This is a genomic window from Streptomyces sp. TLI_105 (assembly GCF_900105415.1).
GTDB lineage: Bacteria > Actinomycetota > Actinomycetes > Streptomycetales > Streptomycetaceae > Streptomyces.
In genome coordinates this window covers 2,332,501-2,350,963 of record NZ_FNSM01000001.1, presented here as the reverse complement: position 1 = coordinate 2,350,963, position 18,463 = coordinate 2,332,501, and the positions used below count along the sequence as shown (strand labels likewise).

The following is an 18,463-nucleotide window of genomic DNA, read 5'->3' as shown; positions in this document are numbered from 1 at the left end:
TACCCGCCCCACGAACCCCACGGGACAGCAGGCATAGTAGGGGGCCGGTCCGAAGGCCGGGGCCCGGGTGTCACCACCCCGGCGGCCCCGCGCGAAGATCGCGCCTGACGAGAATGGGGACTCATGGCATCGCGGCGGGACGAGCTCAACGCGTACACCTTTGCGAAGAAGCGCACGGTGGCGGCATTCCTCCAACCCTCGCCCTCCGGCACGGAGGAGGGGGCGCCCAAGCCGCTGCGCGCGGTCGTCCCCGGTCTGATCGTCTCCGCGCTCGTGGTCGCCGGATTCGGCGCCTGGGGCATGTTCAAGCCCACCGCCCCCAAGGGCTGGGACACCCCCGGCACCCGGGTCATCGTCGGCAAGCAGTCGACGACCCGGTACGTCGTCCTGGAGACCGGCAAGGGCAAGGACAAGAAGACCCTGCTCCACCCCGTCCTCAACCTCGCCTCCGCCCGACTGCTGCTCAACCCCGACCAGTTCCAGGTCATCCAGGTCGACGACAAGAAGCTCGACGAGGGCAAGCCGCCGCGCGGGCCCATCCTCGGCATCCCGTACGCCCCCGACCGGCTGCCCGCCGCGGACGACGCGGGCACGGAGAAGCGCTGGGCCGTCTGCGAGCAGCCCGGCGGCGGCAAGGGCGCCAGCGTCCAGAAGGCCACCTTCCTCTTCGCCAAGCGCGACGCGAAGCGGACCGAGGGCGACAACCAGCTGAAGAGCGGGCAGGTCCTGTACGTCAAGGGCCAGAAGGGGAGCGCCCAGTTCCTCGTCGACCACACCGGCACCAAGTACCCGGTGAAGGCCGACCGGCCCGGGCTCCTCACCGCCCTCGTCGGTCTCAGCAAGGAGGGTCTCAGCAAGGAGCCGCAGCCCGTCACCGACGACTGGCTCGCCACCCTGAAGACCGGCGACGAGATCGACTTCCCGCACATCGACGGCACGGTCGGCGCCTCCGCCGGCATCCCCGGCAACACCCTCACCGGGACCGAGAACCGGATCGGCATGGTCCTCCTCGCCCAGACCGGCTCCGGCCCGCAGTACTACGTCGTGCTCGCCGGCAAGGTCCAGCCCGTCACCCCCTTCACCGCCTGGCTCCTCATCAACTCCCCGGAGACCGGCAACCTCGACATGGACGGCAAGGCCACCACGGTCGACGCCTCGTCCTTCGTCCCGGACCCCACCGCCTTCCACGCCGGCGCCCGCTGGCCCACGCTGAGGTCCATGCAGGTCAACGCCGCCACCGGTGAAGGCGCCCGCGACACCGTCTGCAACGTCCTCACCGACGTCGACGAGAAGGGCGGCACCACGCTCACCACCTGGGCCGGCACCGACTACCCCGCCGACATCACCGCCGGTGGCACCAGCACGTACGTCACCCCCGGCACGGGCCTGCTCTACACCCAGATCCAGGGCAAGCAGAAGACGCAGGACGGCTCCCTCTTCCTCGTCACCGACACCGGCCTGCGGTACGCCGTCCAGGCCAACGGCGACAGCGACTCCGCCCGCTCCGAGATCGGTGCCGGCGAACAGAAGCAGACCGACGGACGGCCGGAACCCAGCGACGCCCAGAAGCGTCTCGGCTACGAGAAGGTCGTGCCGGTCCCCGTACCGATCGAATGGTCGGAGTTCCTCTCGAAGGGCCCCCGGCTCGACACCAACAGCGCGCGTCAGCCGCAGGGTTCCTAGGGGGTGGCACCGGTGACGACGACGTACCGCACGGCCGCCCTGCTCGCCGCGGGCACCCTCACGGCCCTGCTGGCCGCCCCCGCCGCGGCCGCCGCCCCCGTCCCGCCCCGGCACGACGGCCCGGCCCTCGACGGCAGCGGCGAGTGCACCTTCCCCATGAAGAAGCAGATCGAGGGCATCCCCTGGCCGCTCCAGCGGGTCCTCCTCGACGAGCTGTGGCAGGACACCAAGGGCAAGGGCGTCCGGGTCGCGGTCATCGACACCGGCGTCGACGACGTCAACCCGCAGCTGCGCACCGCCGTCGACGCCAAGGCGGGCAAGGACTTCCTCAAGCCCGACAAGAACAACCCCTCCTTCGGGGACGAGAAGCGCGGCAAGACCGACGGCACCGTCGACGAGGTCGGCCACGGCACCAAGGTCGCCGGCATCATCGCCGCCCGCCCCCGCAAGGGCACCGGCTTCGTCGGCCTCGCGCCCGAGGCCACGATCATCCCGATCCGGCAGAACGACGAGAAGAACAGCGGCAAGTCCGACACGATGGCGCAGGCGATCGACCACGCCGTCGCCAAGGGCGCGCAGGTCATCAACATCTCGCAGGACACCACCCAGCCGCTGGGTCCCGACTCGCCCATGGCCAAGGCCGTGGCCAGGGCCGTCGAGAAGAACGTCGTCGTCGTCGCCTCCGCCGGCAACGACGGCATGGACGGGGCCCGGAAGAAGACCTACCCGGCCGCCTTCCCCGGCGTCCTCGCCGTCGCCTCCTCCGACCGGAACAACGAACGCGCCGCCTTCTCCCAGTCCGGCCCCATGGTGGGCGTCGCCGCGCCCGGCGTCGACATCGTCTCCACCGTCCCGGGCGGCGGCCAGTGCGTCGACAACGGCACCAGCTTCTCCGCCCCGTACGTCGCCGGCGTCGCCGCCCTGCTGCGCGCCAAGTACCCGGAGTGGACCGCGGCCCAGATCGTCACCCGGATCGAGCAGACGGCCGTCCGCTCGATCAACGGGCGCGACGACCACGTCGGTTGGGGCGTGGTCGACCCGGTCAGGGCGCTCGCCGACCTCCCCGGGACGCCGGCCTCCTCGCCCGTGCCCGATCCGGGCCCGCCCAAGCCGCCGGCTCCCGAGCCGGCCCGTCTGACGCTGTCGGAGACGCCCCAGGAGCGCTCCGAACGGCTCGCCACCTACGCGTTGGGGATCGGAGGTGTCCTGGTGGCCGTGGTCGCCGGGACGGCCACCGTGATCCGCGACAGCCGCCGCAGGAGGGAGGCCCGGTGACGCGCGTACCGGTCAAGTATCGGGTCCCTGCTTTGCAGTTGGAACTGCCGCCGTCAATGGCTACAGTGACCGCTGGGGGCACGGCAGTGCGAACCCAGCACGGGGGCGGCATCAGAAGATTCCCGTCCGCATCACGACCGGATGGCCCGACGGCCGGTCCGTCGCAGCCACCGAAGGAAGAAGGGGCAAGATGTCGAAAGACCTGAACGTAACCAGTGCCGAACAAGTCAAGCTCGCCGGCCGGATCCAGGACTTCTCCGACGAGCTCCAGGCCCGCATCACCTCCCTCAACGGCGTGGTGGACCGCGTCCAGGCGGGCTGGCAGGGCGCTGCGAGCAAGGAGTACGACCGGGTCCAGAACGACCTGAACCAGCGTCTGCGCAGCATGCGTGCCGAGCTCTCGAAGCTCGAGGAGATCATGCGCATGAGCGCCGACGGGTTCTCGCAGGAGGAGGAGGACCGCATGCGGTCCTTCCGTCAGATGGACAGCGGCTCCGGCGGCGGTGGCCAGAGCGCCATCCTCGGCGTCTGAGCCGTCCGACCCGACCAGTCCTCCGCGCCACTCTCACTTCAGGAGTCATCACCATGACCACTGCGGTCAATTACGACACCGTGACGCAGGCGGCGGCCGACACCCGCCTGACCTCCAGCACCCTCACGCAGAAGCTCGACGACCTCATGGCCGAGGTCAACCGCGTCGCCTCCAACTGGGAGGGTGAAGCGAAGATCGCCTACCGCGAGAGCCAGGACCGCCTGACCCGCGACATGGCCGGCATGAACCAGGACCTGGCGCGCATCGCCCAGCTCCTCGACGAGTCGGTCGCCGGCTACCAGGACACCGACAAGGGCAACGCGGCTCGCTTCCGCATGATGTGAGTCCGCGCTTGCCGTGAGAACCGGCGAACACGCGTGAGGGGGTGGCCCGTTCCGACGGGCCACCCCCTCACGCGTAGGGCCTGTCCTCCGGATCCGGCCGGATCCGGAGGACAGGCCCGTACGCCTCAACGCAGGTCGAACTCGCCGTCCCTGGCGCCCAGGACGAACGCGTCCCACTCGGCCTTCGTGTACCGCAGCACCGTGTCCTTGTCGAGCGACGAGCGCATCGCCACCGCCCCCTCGGGCAGCCGCGCGATCTCCACGCGCTCCTCGTCCGGGCTCGTCCCCGGGGCGCCCTGCCACTCGACGCCGGAGATGTCGAGCGCGTACAGCTCGTCCTTCTGACGCCGCTTCTCGGCGGCCAGGGCGGCGTCCGCGCTCTCGGCGGTGGTCTCGTGGGCGTCGGTCATCGGCGCAATCCCTTCGCGGTGGTACGGCGGTCCCTCCCACAGTAGTGGGAGGGACCGCTCCGCTCAGTGCTGTTCGGGCAGCCAGCCCAGCTGCACCAGCGGCGTCCCGCGCTTGCGCGACACGAACGTGCCCCGGCCCGGAGGCATCGGCCGCGCCCGGACGCTGCCCAGGATGTCGCCCTCCTGCGGATCGCCGGAGAGGATCACGCCCTGCGCGCCCAGCTCCCGCATCCGCTGCATGAACGGCTCGTACATCGCACGGGAGGCGCCCGCCTGGTTGCGCGCCACGATGAACCGGATGCCGACGTCCCGCGCGAACGGCAGGTTCTCCACCAGAACCGCGAGGGGGTTCCCCGAGTTGGTGGCCACCAGCTCGAAGTCGTCGATCAGGACGAACAGCTGCGGGCCCGACCACCAGCTGCGGTCGCGCAGCTGCTGCGGCGTGATGTCGGGCTTCGGCGCCCGCTTCGTCATCACCGTGTTGATCGCGTCCATGTGCATCTGCATGGCCGAGGCCATCGGCGCGTACTCCAGGAGGTGCGAGGGCGCCACGGCCTCCAGCATCGTCCGCCGGTAGTCGCCCACCACGATCCGCGCCTGCTCCGGCGAGTACCGCTCGCACAGCTGCTTGGCGATCAGCCGCAGCAACGCCGTCTTGCCGGACTCGCTCTCGCCGAAGATCAGGAAGAACGGATCCGACTCGAAGTCGACGAACACCGGCTCCAGGTTCGTCTCGTCGATGCCGATCGCGATGCCGTGCTGCGGGTACTCGAAGCCCTTCGGCAGCTGCTCCGCCGGCAGCCTGCGCGGCAGCAGCCGCACCGCCGGAGCCGGGGCCCCGGTCCAGCTCGCCTTCACGGCCTGCACGAACGCCGACGTGCCCTCCGCCAGGTCGGCGGCCGAGCTCGACCCGTCGATCCGCGGCAGCGCCCCCATGAAGTGCAGCTTCTCCGGCACCTGGCCACGGCCCGGCACCCCGGTCGGCACGTTCGCCGCGACCTTCCGGTCGAACTCGGAGTCCATGACGTCACCGAGCCGCAGTTCGAGCCGGCCCAGCATCTGGTCCTTGAGCGCCGCCCGCACCTCCATGTACCGGGCGGCGGTGATCACCACGTGGATGCCGTAGCCCAGACCGCGCGCGGCGATGTCGGAGACGATCGGCTCCAGCATGTCGTAGTCGTTGCGGAAGCTGCCCCAGCCGTCCACGATCAGGAAGACGTCGCCCCAGGCCTCGCCCGGCAGTTCGCCCGCCGCCCGCTTGCGCCGGTAGGTCGCGATCGAGTCGATGGAGTGCGCGCGGAAGAACTCCTCCCGCCGGTTCAGGACGCCCATGACCTCCGCGACCGTCCGCCGCACCCGCTCGGGGTCGAGCCGGGACGCCACCCCGCCGACGTGCGGCAGGTCGGCCAGCGACACCATGCCGCCGCCACCGAAGTCCAGGCAGTAGAACTGCACTTCGGCCGGCGTGTGGGTGAGCGCGAACGAGGAGATCAGCGTCCGCATGATCGTCGACTTGCCGGACTGCGGACCGCCGACCACCATCATGTGACCGGCCGCGCCCGAGAAGTCCCGGTACAGCACCTCGCGCCGCTGCTCGAACGGCTTGTCGATGAGGCCGAGCGGCACCGTGAGCCCGCCCTGACGCGTGTACTCCGTCGCCGTGAGCCCCCGGTCCGCCGTCTGCGCGAGCCCCGGAAGCAGCTGGTCCAGCGAGGGCGCCTGGTCGAGCGGCGGCAGCCACACCTGGTGCGCCGGCACCCCCTGGCCCTCCAGTCGCCGCACGATCACGTCGAGGACCGTGTCCGCGAGCGCGTCGTCCTCCTCGGCGCGCTGCGCCGTCAGATAGGCCGGGTCCGGCGCCGCGTACACCACGGGCACCGGCGCCGCCGTGAACAGCGCGGGCCGCCGCTCCACCGGCAGCTGCCCGATCTCCAGACGAGGCCCGCCCGTCCGGTACGTCCCCGACACGTACGCCGCCTTGAAGCGGGTCATCTCGTCCGTGCCGAACTTCAGATAGCCCGAACCGGGCACCGACGGCAGGTGGTACGCGTCCGGCACGCCGATCGCCGTCCGCGACTCCGCCGCCGAGAAGGTCCGCAGACCGATCCGGTACGAGAGGTACGTGTCCAGGCCGCGCAGCTTGCCCTCCTCCAGGCGCTGCGAGGCGAGCAGCAGGTGCACACCCAGCGATCGGCCGATGCGGCCGATCTGGATGAACATGTCGATGAAGTCGGGCTTGGCGGTGAGGAGTTCGGAGAACTCGTCGATCACCAGGACCAGCGAGGCCAGCGGCTCCAGCGGAGCACCCGCCGCCCGCGCCTTCTCGTAGTCGTGGATGTTCGCGTAGTTGCCCGCCGAACGCAGCAGCTCCTGCCGCCGCTGGAGCTCGCCGCGGATCGCGTCGCCCATGCGGTCGACCAGCGTCAGGTCGTCCGCGAGGTTGGTGATGACCGCCGCCACGTGCGGCATCTGCGACATGCCCGCGAAGGTCGCACCGCCCTTGAAGTCCGCGAGGACGAAGTTCAGCGTCTCCGAGGAGTGCGTCACCGCCAGACCGAGCACCAGCGTGCGCAGCAGCTCCGACTTTCCGGAACCCGTCGCGCCGACGCACAGACCGTGCGGGCCCATGCCCTCCTGCGCCGCCTCCTTCAGGTCCAGCATGACCGGCTGGCCGTCCTCGCCGACACCGATCGGCACGCGAAGCCGCTCGGCCACCGACCGGGGCCGCCAGGTCCGCGTCACGTCCACCGAGGCCGCGTCGCCCAGGTTCAGCAGATCCGTGAAGTCCAGGTTGGCGAGCAGCGGCTCGTCGTCGTCCCCGCCGCCCATCCGCAGCGGCGCCAGCTGCCGGGCCAGCGCCTCGGCAGCCGGCAGCGAGATGCCGTCCGGCAGCCCCTCGTACGCGAAGCCGCCGCCCGACTCCAGGCGCAGCCGGCCCGGCCGTACCACCACCGAGAGGCCACCGCGCGGCTCGTCGAGCTCACCGGAGACGACCTCCACGATCGTCACGCCCTGAAGGCCCTCGGGCGCCGCGAGCAGCGAGTCCGGCGGCACCATCCCGCCGTCCAGGACCACCACCACGTGCGGCTGGTCGAGCACCGGCTGGCTCTCCCGGGAGAACCGCGTCCGCCCGTCCAGCTTCGAGCGGACCAGCTGCTCCAGCTCACCGAGGTCGTCGCCGAACAGCCGCTTCGTACCGGCTCCGTCGACCTGCCCCGGGACCTGCGTGTGCGGCAGCCACTTCGTCCAGTCCCAGCGCTCCTGCGCCGGCCGCGCCGCCACCACGGCGAGCATCAGGTCCTCGGGGGAGTGCAGCGTCACCAGCTGCGCCACGAGCGCGCGGGCCGCCGCCTGCGCCGACTCCGGCTCGCCCGACACCGTCACGTGGTAGAACGCCCGCATCGAGACCGCCATCGGCAGCCCGTCCAACGTGCCGTGCACCGCCAGGAACTGCTGCATCGCACCCGCACACAGCGGCTCCAGCTCGTCCACCGGAGCCGTGTCCGGCGCCACCAGGGGAGTCGCCAGCTGCTGCGCCCCGAGACCGATCCGCGCCTGCCCGAAGTCGTGGTCGCCGACCCGGCGCTCCCACACCCGGGAACCCTCGGCCACCACCGACCACAACTGCTCGGGGGAGGGGTGCAGATACAGCTGCGCGTCCCGCTGCTTGCGCGCCGTGCGCCGGACCGTACGCCGAGTCTGCGCGAGGTATTTGAGGTAGTCGCGGCGGACATCGGCCATTTGCCCCTGCGTACCACGACGGAATCTCACGAACTGGGCGACGGCCATCGCGACGGTCGACGCCAGCATGAGCGTGCCCATGATCCGCATGATCGGCGAGGGCGTCATGAAGAAGAAGACGACCGACGAGCCCATGCCGAGCATCGGCAGGAGCTGCATCAACGCCGACTCCTGCTGCCCCCGCGGAAGTTCCGGCGGAGACTCCAGGACCAGTTCCTCACCGGGCACTTCCGGAGGAAGAGACCTCGGCGGGCGTTTGACGACGATCTGGCTCACCGGCGCATCAATCCCTCGTTGGAGGCGGGCTCGTGGCGGGAGCATCCGCACGCCACCCCTGTCGGCAGCCGAGTGCGCGGACTTCCCCCATGGGACGGCGATCCTACTTGCAGCCCCCACCGGCCGTCCCCGGTAGGGTGGCGCGCGCATCGTGCGCAACCGCGAATCACAACGGGCGCAACCGCGAAATCCGACGGGCGCAACCGCGAACCAGGGGGTCCACACACGTGAGTACGACCGCAGCGACCGGCTTCTGCCGCGTCACCGTCGTGGCGCCGGACAGCCGCATCGACGTCGCGCTCCCCGAGGACATCGCCGTCGCCGACGTCTACCCGGAGATCCTGCGCCTCACCGGGCAGACCCAGGCGGCCGGCACCCCGACCGGCTACCACCTGGTCCGCCGCGACGGATCCGTCCTCGACGGCGCCCGCACCCTCGCCGCCCAGCAGGTCCTCGACGGCGAGGTGCTCTCCCTTCGCCCCTTCGCCCAGTCGCTCCCGCCGGCCGTCTACGACGACGTCTCCGACGCCGTCGCCTCCGCCGTCACCCGCGACCGGCACCTGTGGAGCGACGAACTGCTGCGCGGCGCCGGACTCCTCGGCGGCGTGCTGCTGCTCGTCCTCATGGGCTTCGTCCTCTGGTTCGCCGACCCGGTCCGCCACGACATGCACAGCCTCCCCGGGATCATCGCGGGCGCCGCCGGCCTCCTCCTCACCGCCTTCGCCGGCGTCCGCGCTCGCGTCTACGCGGACCGGGCCACCGCGGTGGCCCTCGGCCTCGGCGCCCTGCCGCTGCTCCTCATCGCCGGCTCCGGCATCATCGCCGCCGACGCCGGCCAGGGCCCCGGCCGCCTGCAGTTCCTGCTCGGCTCCGTCACCGTCCTCGTCGCCTCCGTGGCCCTCGTCGCGCTCACCCCCAGCGGCGACGCCCCCTTCGTCGCCGCCACCTTCCTCGCCGGCGTCGGCACCCTCGCCACCTTCCTGATGATCCTCACCGAGGCCACCGCCACCGACGCCGCCGCCACCTGCGCCCCCGTCGCCATCGGCCTGGTCGCCTTCCTGCCCGGCCTCTCCGCCCGCTTCGCCCGCCTCCCCATCGGCTACGCCGCCCCGCGCAGCGCCGCCGACGACGACTTCTCCGCCGACCCGCAGCAGGGCGAGGAGGCGCAGCCCGTCGACGGCGAGCGCATCGCGCTCCAGGCCCGCCGCGGCCACGAGATGCTCCTCGGCCTGGTCGGCGGCTGCGCGGCCGTCGTCGTCGGCTCCGCCGCCGTCCTCGGCTTCGCCGGGAACGTCTGGGGCCAGCTCCTCGCCCTCGCCGCCGGCCTCGCGATGCTGCTGCGCGCCCGCCTCTTCCGGTACACCTCGCAGGTCGCCTGCGTCCTCGTCGCCGGCATCGCCGCCATCGCGCTGCTCGTCCTCGGCCTCTCCCTCAACCCGCCGGCCGACCTGGTCAAGGACCTCCTCATGTACGGGGACCGCGGTGGCCTCGACATCCGGACGATCTGGCTCACGGCCGCCGTCGCCGCCGGCGCCGCGCTGATCACCGCGATCGGCCTGATCATCCCGAAGAAGGGCCTCTCGCCCTTCTGGGGCCGCCTCCTCGACCTCGCCGAGGGCTTCGTCCTGCTCTCCCTCGTCCCGCTCTGCCTCGCGGTCCTCGACGTCTTCACCCAGGTCCGCTCCCTCACCAGCAAGTAGGGGGAGGGATCCGGGGCGCTCGGGCGAGCTGGTACGCTGTGTGACGGCCGTTTGTGTACGCGCTCCCGGAAGCCTTCCCAGGCCCTGGAAGCTGCGCCCATCGGACCTTCGCCCGTCGAGTCACGGAAGCTTCCCCTGAGAAATGGACCAGGGGCACTCGCGGGCGCACGAACACCCAAGAGGAGATCCGCGTGGCTCTCGACGCCGCTGTCAAGAAGCAGATCATGGCCGAGTTCGGCACCAAGGAGGGCGACACCGGCTCCCCCGAGGTCCAGGTCGCGATGCTGTCCCGCCGCATCTCGGACCTGACCGAGCACCTCAAGCAGCACAAGCACGACCACCACTCCCGTCGTGGTCTGCTGATCCTGGTCGGCCAGCGCCGCCGCCTGCTGCAGTACCTGGCCAAGAAGGACATCCAGCGCTTCCGTACGCTGGTCGACCGCCTCGGCATCCGCCGCGGTGCGGCCGGCGGCGCCAAGTAAGACGCCATGAGGGAGCGGTTCCCACTTTCAGGGGGCCGCTCCCTTTGCTGTACGTGCGCAAAGTGCGCATCGGCACTTAGTCTGGTCGCACAACCCCATACGACGAGCGTGAAGCCGCCGGCCAGCCGCCGGTCCTCGGTAGTGGCCCCCGGAAACGAACACCCGGGTGCTTCGATCGAAGACCGGCCCGCCCTCCGAGTGCGAGCTTCTCCGCCGCCGTCGCACACCGTCCCCGGCCACACGGGCCGAAGGACGCAAAGACGAACACGTAGGAGAAACCCATAGTGGAGAACGAGACCCACTACGCCGAGGCCGTCATCGACAACGGCGTCTTCGGTACCCGCACCATCCGCTTCGAGACCGGCCGTCTGGCCAAGCAGGCCGCCGGCTCCGCCGTCGCCTACCTGGACGACGAGACGATGGTCCTCTCGGCGACCACCGCCTCGAAGCGCCCCAAGGACCAGCTCGACTTCTTCCCCCTCACGGTGGACGTCGAGGAGCGGCAGTACGCGGCCGGCAAGATCCCCGGCTCCTTCTTCCGCCGTGAGGGCCGCCCCTCCGAGGACGCCGTCCTCACCTGCCGTCTGATCGACCGGCCGCTGCGCCCCTCCTTCAAGAAGGGCCTGCGCAACGAGATCCAGATCGTCGAGACGATCATGGCGCTCAACCCCGACCACCTGTACGACGTGGTCGCGATCAACGCCGCCTCGGCTTCCACGATCCTGGCGGGCCTGCCCTTCTCCGGCCCCATCGGTGCCACCCGCGTCGCCCTGATCAAGGGCCAGTGGGTCGCGTTCCCGACGCACACCGAGCTCGAGGACGCCGTCTTCGACATGGTCGTCGCCGGTCGCGTCCTCGAGGACGGCGACGTCGCGATCATGATGGTCGAGGCCGAGGCCACCGAGAAGACCGTCCAGCTGGTCAAGGACGGCGCCGAGGCGCCGACCGAGGAGGTCGTCGCCGCCGGTCTCGAGGCCGCGAAGCCCTTCATCAAGGTCCTCTGCAAGGCCCAGTCGGACCTCGCCGCCAAGGCCGCCAAGCCCACCGGCGAGTTCCCCGTCTTCCTGGACTACCAGGACGACGTCCTGGAGGCGCTCACCGCCGCCGTCAAGGACGAGCTCGCCCAGGCGCTCACCATCGCCGGCAAGCAGGAGCGCGAGACCGAGCTCGACCGCATCAAGGAGATCGCCGCCGAGAAGCTCCTCCCGGCCTTCGAGGGCCGCGAGAAGGAGATCTCCGGCGCCTACCGCGCGCTGACCAAGAAGCTGGTCCGCGAGCGGATCATCAAGGACAAGGTCCGCATCGACGGCCGCGGCATCACGGACATCCGTACGCTCGCCGCCGAGGTCGAGGCCATCCCGCGCGTGCACGGCTCGGCGCTGTTCGAGCGTGGCGAGACCCAGATCCTGGGCGTCACCACCCTCAACATGCTCCGCATGGAGCAGCAGCTGGACACCCTCTCCCCGGTGACCCGCAAGCGCTACATGCACAACTACAACTTCCCGCCGTACTCCGTCGGCGAGACCGGCCGCGTGGGCTCGCCCAAGCGCCGCGAGATCGGCCACGGCGCCCTCGCCGAGCGCGCCCTCGTGCCGGTCCTCCCGACCCGCGAGGAGTTCCCCTACGCGATCCGTCAGGTGTCCGAGGCCCTCGGCTCCAACGGCTCGACGTCCATGGGCTCGGTCTGCGCCTCCACCATGTCCCTGCTGAACGCCGGTGTGCCGCTCAAGGCCCCCGTCGCCGGCATCGCCATGGGTCTGATCTCCGAGGAGATCGACGGCCAGACGCACTACGTCGCCCTCACCGACATCCTCGGTGCGGAGGACGCCTTCGGCGACATGGACTTCAAGGTCGCCGGTACGAAGGAGTTCGTCACCGCCCTCCAGCTCGACACCAAGCTGGACGGCATCCCGGCCTCCGTCCTGGCCGCGGCCCTCAAGCAGGCCCGCGACGCCCGCCTCCACATCCTCGACGTGATGATGGAAGCGATCGACACGCCGGACGAGATGTCCCCCAACGCCCCGCGGATCATCACCGTCAAGATCCCCGTGGACAAGATCGGCGAGGTCATCGGCCCCAAGGGCAAGATGATCAACCAGATCCAGGAGGACACCGGCGCCGAGATCACGATCGAGGACGACGGCACCATCTACATCGGTGCCCAGGTCGGCTCGCAGGCCGAGGCCGCCCGCGCCACGATCAACGGCATCGCCAACCCGACCATGCCGGAGGTCGGCGAGCGCTACCTGGGTACGGTCGTCAAGACCACCACCTTCGGTGCCTTCGTCTCCCTGCTCCCGGGCAAGGACGGCCTGCTGCACATCTCGCAGATCCGCAAGCTCGCCGGTGGCAAGCGCGTGGAGAACGTCGAGGACGTGCTCGCGATCGGCTCCAAGGTCCAGGTCGAGATCGCCGAGATCGACCAGCGCGGCAAGCTCTCCCTGATCCCCGTGATCGCGGACGAGGACGGCGCCGAGGGTGACAAGGACGACGCTGCCAAGTGACGTCCCGTAGTTCCCGCGCGACGGCCCGCCCCTCTTCGGAGGGGCGGGCCGTCGCCCGTACCCAAACGCTTCTCCCGGGCAAGGACGGCATCGGCACGGTCCGGCGCACGACCCTCCCCGGGGGCCTGAGGATCGTCACCGAGACCCTCCCCTCCGTGCGCTCCGCCACCTTCGGCATCTGGGCGCACGTCGGCTCCCGCGACGAGACCCCGACGCTCAACGGCGCGACCCACTACCTGGAGCACCTCCTCTTCAAGGGCACCCACAAGCGGTCCGCCCTCGACATCTCCGCCGCGATCGACGCGGTCGGCGGCGAGATGAACGCCTTCACGGCGAAGGAGTACACCTGCTACTACGCCCGGGTCCTCGACACCGACCTGCCGCTGGCGATCGACGTCGTCTGCGACATGCTCACCGACTCGCTCATCCTCGACGAGGACGTGGACGCCGAGCGCGGCGTCATCCTCGAAGAGATCGCGATGACCGAGGACGACCCGGGTGACGTCGTGCACGAGCTGTTCGCGCAGACGATGTTCGGCGACACCCCGCTGGGCCGTCCGGTCCTCGGCACCGTCGACACGATCAACGCGCTCAGCCGCGGCCAGATCGCCCGCTTCTACAAGAAGCACTACGACCCGACCCACCTGGTCGTCGCCTGCGCGGGCAACGTCGACCACGCCACGGTGGTGCGCCAGGTCCGCCGCGCCTTCGAGAAGGCCGGCGCCCTCGGCCGCACCGACGCCGTCCCCGTCGCCCCCCGCGAGGGCGCCCGGACGCTCCGCACGGCGGGCCGCGTCGAGCTCCTGAACCGCAAGACCGAGCAGGCCCACGTGGTCCTCGGCATGCCGGGCCTGTCCCGCACCGACGAGCGCCGCTGGGCCCTCGGCGTGCTGAACACCGCCCTCGGCGGCGGCATGTCCTCCCGCCTCTTCCAGGAGGTGCGCGAGAAGCGCGGCCTGGCCTACAGCGTGTACTCGTACACCTCGGGATTCGCCGACTGCGGCCTCTTCGGGGTGTACGCGGGCTGCCGGCCCAGCCAGGTCCACGACGTCCTGAAGATCTGCCGCGACGAGCTCGACAAGGTCGCCTCGGACGGCCTCACGGACGAGGAGATCACCCGCGCCGTGGGCCAGCTCTCCGGCTCGACCGTGCTCGGCCTGGAGGACACCGGCGCGCTGATGAACCGCATCGGCAAGAGCGAGCTGTGCTGGGGCACCCAGATGTCGGTCGACGACATGCTCTCCCGGATCGCGGCGGTCACCCCGGACGAGGTCCGCGAGGTCGCCCGCGATGTACTGGAGCAGCGGCCCTCGCTGTCGGTGATCGGCCCGCTGAAGGACAAGCAGGCGGACCGCCTTCACCAAGCGGTCTCCTGACCCACGAGTCCCCTAAGGAAGTTCAGAGCAATGAGCAAGCTGCGTGTGGCGGTCCTCGGAGCCAGGGGCCGCATCGGCTCCGAGGCGGTCAAGGCCGTCGAGGCCGCCGAGGACATGGAACTGGTCGCGGCACTCGGCCGCGGCGACGACCTGGAGGCGCTCACCGAGGCGGGCGCCCAGGTCGTCGTCGAGCTGACCACCCCGGACTCGGTCATGGAGAACCTCGACTTCTGCGTGCGTCACGGCATCCACGCGGTCGTCGGCACCACCGGCTGGACCGAGGACCGCCTCGCGCAGCTGAACGGCTGGCTCGCCGCCTCCCCGGAGACCGGCGTCCTCATCGCTCCGAACTTCTCCATCGGAGCGGTCCTCACCATGAAGTTCGCGCAGATCGCGGCCCCGTACTTCGAGTCGGTCGAGGTCGTCGAGCTGCACCACCCGAACAAGGTGGACGCCCCCTCCGGTACGGCCACCCGCACCGCCCAGCTGATCGCCGAGGCCCGGTCGAAGGCAGGCTGCGCCCCGCAGCCCGACGCCACGACCACCGCCCTGGACGGGGCGCGCGGGGCGGACGTCGACGGGGTGCCCGTGCACGCCGTACGCCTCCGGGGCCTGCTGGCCCACCAGGAGGTGCTGCTCGGCGGCGAGGGCGAGACCCTCACCGTCCGGCACGACTCCCTGCACCACTCCAGCTTCATGCCGGGCATCCTGCTGGGCGCCCGCCGCGTGACCACGACTCCGGGCCTCACCTTCGGCCTGGAGCACTTCCTGGACCTGGGCTGACGGTCATGGGCGGAAAGATCACGTACGTCTTCCTGGCCACCGTGCTCGTCCTCGTCTTCGGCGTGGTGGCGATGGAGGGCGTCCTGCTGCTCCTCACGGGTGAGCCGGCCGCCATGGGCATGGGCGCGGTGGCGTTCCTGCTGCCCGTCGTGGGCGCCTGGTTCCTCTGGAAGAACACCCGGTTCGCGCGCCAGGCAGGTCGCCTCGCCTCCGTACTGGAGGCCGAGGGCGGCCTGCCCGTCGACGAGCTGAAGCGCACACAGGGCGGCCGGATCGACCGGGACTCGGCCGACGAGGTCTTCGCCCTGCGCAAGGCGGAGACGGAGGACTCACCCGAGGACTGGCGCTGCTGGTTCCGGCTCGCGGTGGCCTACCACGACGCCCGGGACACCCCCCGGGCCCGCAAGGCGATGCAGCGGGCCATCGCGCTCCACGAGGGGCGTCCGGTCAGCGCGTAGCGGCCGGGTCCGTGCCGTACTCGGCGTTCCAGGCCTCGACCGTGTCGGCCGCCCGGTCGAAGGCCTCGACGCGGGAGAGGAAGTCGGCGTTGTGGTCGGTGAGCAGCAGCAGCTGCTCACCACCCCGCCGGTCGAGCACCAGGGCCTGGCCCTGGACCGTGCGGGGGAGTCCCAGCCAGCGCACCGGCTGCTGGGTGGTCCGCAGGGACCCCACCTTCGCCCAGGGCACGGTGACGGTCGAGAAGAAGCCCACGCGCCGCACGCCGGCGCGGCTCACCCAGGCGCCCATGCGCAGCATCCGCAGGGCGGCCGCGATGACGAGCGCGGCGATGCCGAACGTGACGCACGCGCCGCCGAAGGCTCCCGCCGCCGCGATGGCCACGGAGGCGAGCAGGACGAACGAGGCGAGGAGCAGCGCGAGCGCCGCCGCCCCCACCCGCCACGACCCCGGCCGGTACGGACGACGCCACTGGTCGTGGTCGTCGAACGGCAGGGCGACGTGGTCGGTCGTGTCAAAAGCACGGTCGGCCGTCAGGAAGGGCAGGGGCACGACAGGTCCTCACTCACAAGCACGCTCGAAGGGGCAGTGCCCGGTGAGGCTACCTCAGCGGTTGTCGGAGGCCTCGGACTGCTGCTGACGAGTGGCCGAGTCACCCGACTGGAGCGAGGGCATTCCCAGGACGAGGGACCCGACGAGGCCGGCCACGACGGTCAGCCCGAGCAGGGTGCGGCCCACGATCTGCGGGGCGCTGAGGCGCTCCCGGGGCGGTGGAGTGACGTTACTGCGGAAGTGGTCGGCCTCCGCGACGAACGCGAACGGTACGGCCTCTTTCCGGCGGAACATCAGAGCCACTCTCCTTCTTCGTCGTGATGCGTCACAGGTACAGACGACGGAACCGACGTTTTGGTGCCCTTTTTCATCAAAGCGGCCGAATCTCATCCTCCGGTAGGACGTCACGAGTAGGTAGAGATCGGGCGGGCCGTTCGACCGTCCGGCTCTACAGGCACACATGTCCGAACCCACGATGCGAAGTGTCCGTATTGCGACGTTTCGAGAAGTTCATCTAGGCTGATCAAACGGACCCGGCGCTGCCTGAACCCCCGAGCAGGCAGCGCCGGGCTCCCTTTCTCCTGTCCCCCTCAGGGACACCCGGCGCTGAGCAGCGAGTAGCGTGTTACCCATGGCTCCGATCTCCACTCCGCAGACCCCCTTCGGGAGGGTCCTCACCGCCATGGTCACGCCCTTCACGGCGGACGGCGCACTCGACCTCGACGGTGCCCAGCGACTCGCCGCCCACCTGGTGGACGCAGGCAACGACGGCCTCGTCATCAACGGCACCACCGGCGAGTCCCCGACCACCAGCGACGCGGAGAAATCGGAGCTCGTACGAGCGGTGCTGGAGGCGGTCGGCGACCGCGCCCACGTCGTCGCCGGCATCGGCACCAACGACACCCACCACTCCGTCGAACTGGCCCGCACCGCCGAGCGCGACGGCGCCCACGGCCTCCTCGCCGTGACCCCTTACTACAACAAGCCCCCGCAGGAGGGCCTGTACCGGCACTTCTCGGCCATCGCCGACGCCACCGGCCTCCCCGTGATGCTGTACGACATCCCCGGCCGCAGCGGCGTCCCGATCGACACCGAGACGATCGTCCGCCTCGCCGAGCACCCGCGCATCGTCGCCAACAAGGACGCCAAGGGCGACCTCGGCCGCGCCAGCTGGGCCATTGCCCGCTCCGGCCTCGCCTGGTACTCCGGCGACGACATGCTCAACCTGCCGCTGCTCTCCGTCGGCGCCTGCGGCTTCGTCTCCGTCGTCGGCCACCTCGTCACCCCGGAGCTCCGCGCCCTCCTCGACGCCCACCTCGGCGGCGAGGTCCAGAAGGCCACCGAGATCCACCAGAAGCTGCTGCCGGTCTACACCGGCATGTTCCGCACCCAGGGCGTCATGACCACCAAGGCCGCCCTCGCCCTCCAGGGCCTCCCGGCCGGACCGCTGCGCCTGCCGCTCGTCGAGCTCTCCGCACAGGAGACCGAGCAGCTCAAGGTCGACCTGGCCGCCGGCGGGGTAGAACTCTGACAACGGACTTCACAACTGAACACTGACAACAGCAAGTGCACGATTGTCATGCGCGCCACGTGCCCGACCGGTCCGTGGCGCGCATGGTGAGGAGAGTCTTTTGAGTCATCCGCATCCTGAACTCGGCGCCCCGCCGAAGCTGCCCAAGGGCGGCCTGCGCGTCATCCCGCTCGGCGGCCTCGGTGAGATCGGCCGCAACATGACGGTCTTCGAGTTCGACGGCCGGCTGCTGATCGTCGACTGCGGCGTCCTCTTCCCCGAGGAGGAGCAGCCCGGCGTCGACCTGATCCTGCCGGACTTCACCATCATCCGGGACCGCCTCGACGACATCGAGGGCATCGTGCTCACGCACGGGCACGAGGACCACATCGGTGCCGTCCCCTACCTGCTCCGGCTGAAGCCGGACATCCCGCTCATCGGCTCCAAGCTGACCCTCGCCCTGATCGAGGCGAAGCTCCAGGAGCACCGCATCCGCCCCTACACCCTGGAGGTGAAGGAAGGCGACCGCGAGACCCTGGGCCCCTTCGACTGCGAGTTCATCGCCGTCAACCACTCCATCCCGGACGCCCTGGCCGTCGCCATCCGCACCCCCGCGGGCATGGCCGTCGCCACCGGCGACTTCAAGATGGACCAGCTCCCGATGGACGGCCGGCTCACCGACCTCCACGCGTTCGCGCGGCTCAGCGAGGAGGGCATCGACCTCCTCCTGTCCGACTCGACGAACGCCGAGGTCCCGGGCTTCGTCCCGCCGGAGCGGGACATCTCGAACGTCCTGCGGAACGTCTTCGCGAACGCCCCGAAGCGCATCATCGTGGCCA

Annotated in this window: 16 protein-coding genes (1 of these 16 cut by a window edge); 12 read left to right on the top strand and 4 right to left on the bottom strand. The window is 70.7% G+C overall.

Features of this window, described 5'->3' with window-relative positions:
* Window positions 1-123: 123 nt before the first annotated feature.
* The 4 genes from eccB (at window position 124) to BLW86_RS10550 (ending at window position 3,834) form a co-directional block, all read left to right on the top strand.
* Window positions 124-1,683, top strand: coding sequence for a type VII secretion protein EccB (gene eccB / locus BLW86_RS10565; protein WP_093873803.1), 1,560 nt, complete (start codon window positions 124-126; stop codon window positions 1,681-1,683).
* Window positions 1,684-1,695: 12 nt separating this feature from the next.
* The gene (gene mycP, locus BLW86_RS10560; protein ID WP_093873802.1) at window positions 1,696-2,958 is read left to right on the top strand and encodes a type VII secretion-associated serine protease mycosin; all 1,263 of its coding nucleotides are present in this window, start codon (window positions 1,696-1,698) and stop codon (window positions 2,956-2,958) included.
* Window positions 2,959-3,148: 190 nt separating this feature from the next.
* The gene (locus BLW86_RS10555; RefSeq protein ID WP_093873801.1) at window positions 3,149-3,490 is read left to right on the top strand and encodes a WXG100 family type VII secretion target; all 342 of its coding nucleotides are present in this window, start codon (window positions 3,149-3,151) and stop codon (window positions 3,488-3,490) included.
* 53 nt (window positions 3,491-3,543) lie between these two features.
* The gene (locus tag BLW86_RS10550) at window positions 3,544-3,834 is read left to right on the top strand and encodes a WXG100 family type VII secretion target (RefSeq protein WP_017235850.1); all 291 of its coding nucleotides are present in this window, start codon (window positions 3,544-3,546) and stop codon (window positions 3,832-3,834) included.
* A gap of 125 nt (window positions 3,835-3,959) precedes the next feature.
* On the opposite strand, the gene BLW86_RS10545 is transcribed toward BLW86_RS10550, so the two are convergent.
* Window positions 3,960-4,244, bottom strand: a complete 285-nt coding sequence (locus BLW86_RS10545; RefSeq protein WP_093873800.1) for a DUF397 domain-containing protein — start codon at window positions 4,242-4,244, stop codon at window positions 3,960-3,962.
* 63 nt (window positions 4,245-4,307) lie between these two features.
* Window positions 4,308-8,261, bottom strand: coding sequence for a type VII secretion protein EccCa (eccCa, locus tag BLW86_RS10540; protein WP_093873799.1), 3,954 nt, complete (start codon window positions 8,259-8,261; stop codon window positions 4,308-4,310).
* 227 nt (window positions 8,262-8,488) lie between these two features.
* Here eccCa and eccD point away from each other — a divergent pair, with 227 nt between their 5' ends.
* The 6 genes from eccD to BLW86_RS10510 all read left to right on the top strand — a co-directional run bounded on the left by eccD (window position 8,489) and on the right by BLW86_RS10510 (window position 15,564).
* Window positions 8,489-9,961, top strand: coding sequence for a type VII secretion integral membrane protein EccD (gene eccD / locus BLW86_RS10535; RefSeq protein ID WP_093873798.1), 1,473 nt, complete (start codon window positions 8,489-8,491; stop codon window positions 9,959-9,961).
* Between the two features lie 191 nt (window positions 9,962-10,152).
* Entirely contained in the window at window positions 10,153-10,443 is a 291-nt protein-coding gene (gene rpsO, locus BLW86_RS10530) for a 30S ribosomal protein S15 (RefSeq protein ID WP_015036567.1), read from the top strand.
* A 284-nt stretch (window positions 10,444-10,727) separates the two neighbouring features.
* Complete coding sequence (locus BLW86_RS10525) at window positions 10,728-12,947, top strand: polyribonucleotide nucleotidyltransferase (protein WP_093873797.1); 2,220 nt, start codon at window positions 10,728-10,730, stop codon at window positions 12,945-12,947.
* Entirely contained in the window at window positions 12,944-14,323 is a 1,380-nt protein-coding gene (locus BLW86_RS10520) for a M16 family metallopeptidase (protein ID WP_093873796.1), read from the top strand. The genes BLW86_RS10525 and BLW86_RS10520 overlap by 4 nt, the downstream gene beginning before the upstream one ends.
* Window positions 14,324-14,353: 30 nt before the next feature.
* Window positions 14,354-15,106, top strand: coding sequence for a 4-hydroxy-tetrahydrodipicolinate reductase (gene dapB / locus BLW86_RS10515; RefSeq protein ID WP_093873795.1), 753 nt, complete (start codon window positions 14,354-14,356; stop codon window positions 15,104-15,106).
* A gap of 5 nt (window positions 15,107-15,111) precedes the next feature.
* On the top strand, window positions 15,112-15,564 hold the full coding sequence (locus BLW86_RS10510; RefSeq protein WP_093873794.1) for a tetratricopeptide repeat protein: 453 nt from the start codon (window positions 15,112-15,114) through the stop codon (window positions 15,562-15,564).
* On the opposite strand, the gene BLW86_RS10505 is transcribed toward BLW86_RS10510, so the two are convergent.
* Together BLW86_RS10505 and BLW86_RS10500 are read right to left on the bottom strand one after the other, a co-directional pair.
* On the bottom strand, window positions 15,554-16,114 hold the full coding sequence (locus tag BLW86_RS10505; RefSeq protein WP_093873793.1) for a PH domain-containing protein: 561 nt from the start codon (window positions 16,112-16,114) through the stop codon (window positions 15,554-15,556). The genes BLW86_RS10510 and BLW86_RS10505 overlap by 11 nt on opposite strands.
* A gap of 54 nt (window positions 16,115-16,168) precedes the next feature.
* Window positions 16,169-16,408 carry a hypothetical protein gene (locus BLW86_RS10500; RefSeq protein WP_093873792.1) on the bottom strand — a complete coding sequence of 80 codons (240 nt, stop codon included), beginning with the start codon at window positions 16,406-16,408 and terminating at the stop codon, window positions 16,169-16,171.
* A 337-nt stretch (window positions 16,409-16,745) separates the two neighbouring features.
* On the opposite strand from BLW86_RS10500, the gene dapA reads away from it, so the two are divergent.
* The gene (gene dapA / locus BLW86_RS10495; protein ID WP_093873791.1) at window positions 16,746-17,645 is read left to right on the top strand and encodes a 4-hydroxy-tetrahydrodipicolinate synthase; all 900 of its coding nucleotides are present in this window, start codon (window positions 16,746-16,748) and stop codon (window positions 17,643-17,645) included.
* A 100-nt stretch (window positions 17,646-17,745) separates the two neighbouring features.
* Window positions 17,746-18,463: the beginning of a ribonuclease J gene (locus BLW86_RS10490; protein ID WP_093873790.1), read on the top strand. The gene runs 968 nt beyond the window's last position; only the first 718 of its 1,686 coding nucleotides appear in the window; it begins with the start codon at window positions 17,746-17,748; its stop codon lies beyond the right edge, outside the window.

Excerpts from the sequence above, each read along its gene's own strand:
- eccB (WP_093873803.1), top strand. The coding sequence starts at position 124 with ATGGCATCGCGGCGGGACGAGCTCAACGCGTACACCTTTGCGAAGAAG.
- BLW86_RS10555 (WP_093873801.1), top strand. The coding sequence starts at position 3,149 with ATGTCGAAAGACCTGAACGTAACCAGTGCCGAACAAGTCAAGCTCGCC.
- BLW86_RS10550 (WP_017235850.1), top strand. The coding sequence starts at position 3,544 with ATGACCACTGCGGTCAATTACGACACCGTGACGCAGGCGGCGGCCGAC.
- BLW86_RS10545 (WP_093873800.1), bottom strand. The coding sequence starts at position 4,244 with ATGACCGACGCCCACGAGACCACCGCCGAGAGCGCGGACGCCGCCCTG.
- dapB (WP_093873795.1), top strand. The coding sequence starts at position 14,354 with ATGAGCAAGCTGCGTGTGGCGGTCCTCGGAGCCAGGGGCCGCATCGGC.
- BLW86_RS10510 (WP_093873794.1), top strand. The coding sequence starts at position 15,112 with ATGGGCGGAAAGATCACGTACGTCTTCCTGGCCACCGTGCTCGTCCTC.
- BLW86_RS10500 (WP_093873792.1), bottom strand. The coding sequence starts at position 16,408 with ATGTTCCGCCGGAAAGAGGCCGTACCGTTCGCGTTCGTCGCGGAGGCC.
- dapA (WP_093873791.1), top strand. The coding sequence starts at position 16,746 with ATGGCTCCGATCTCCACTCCGCAGACCCCCTTCGGGAGGGTCCTCACC.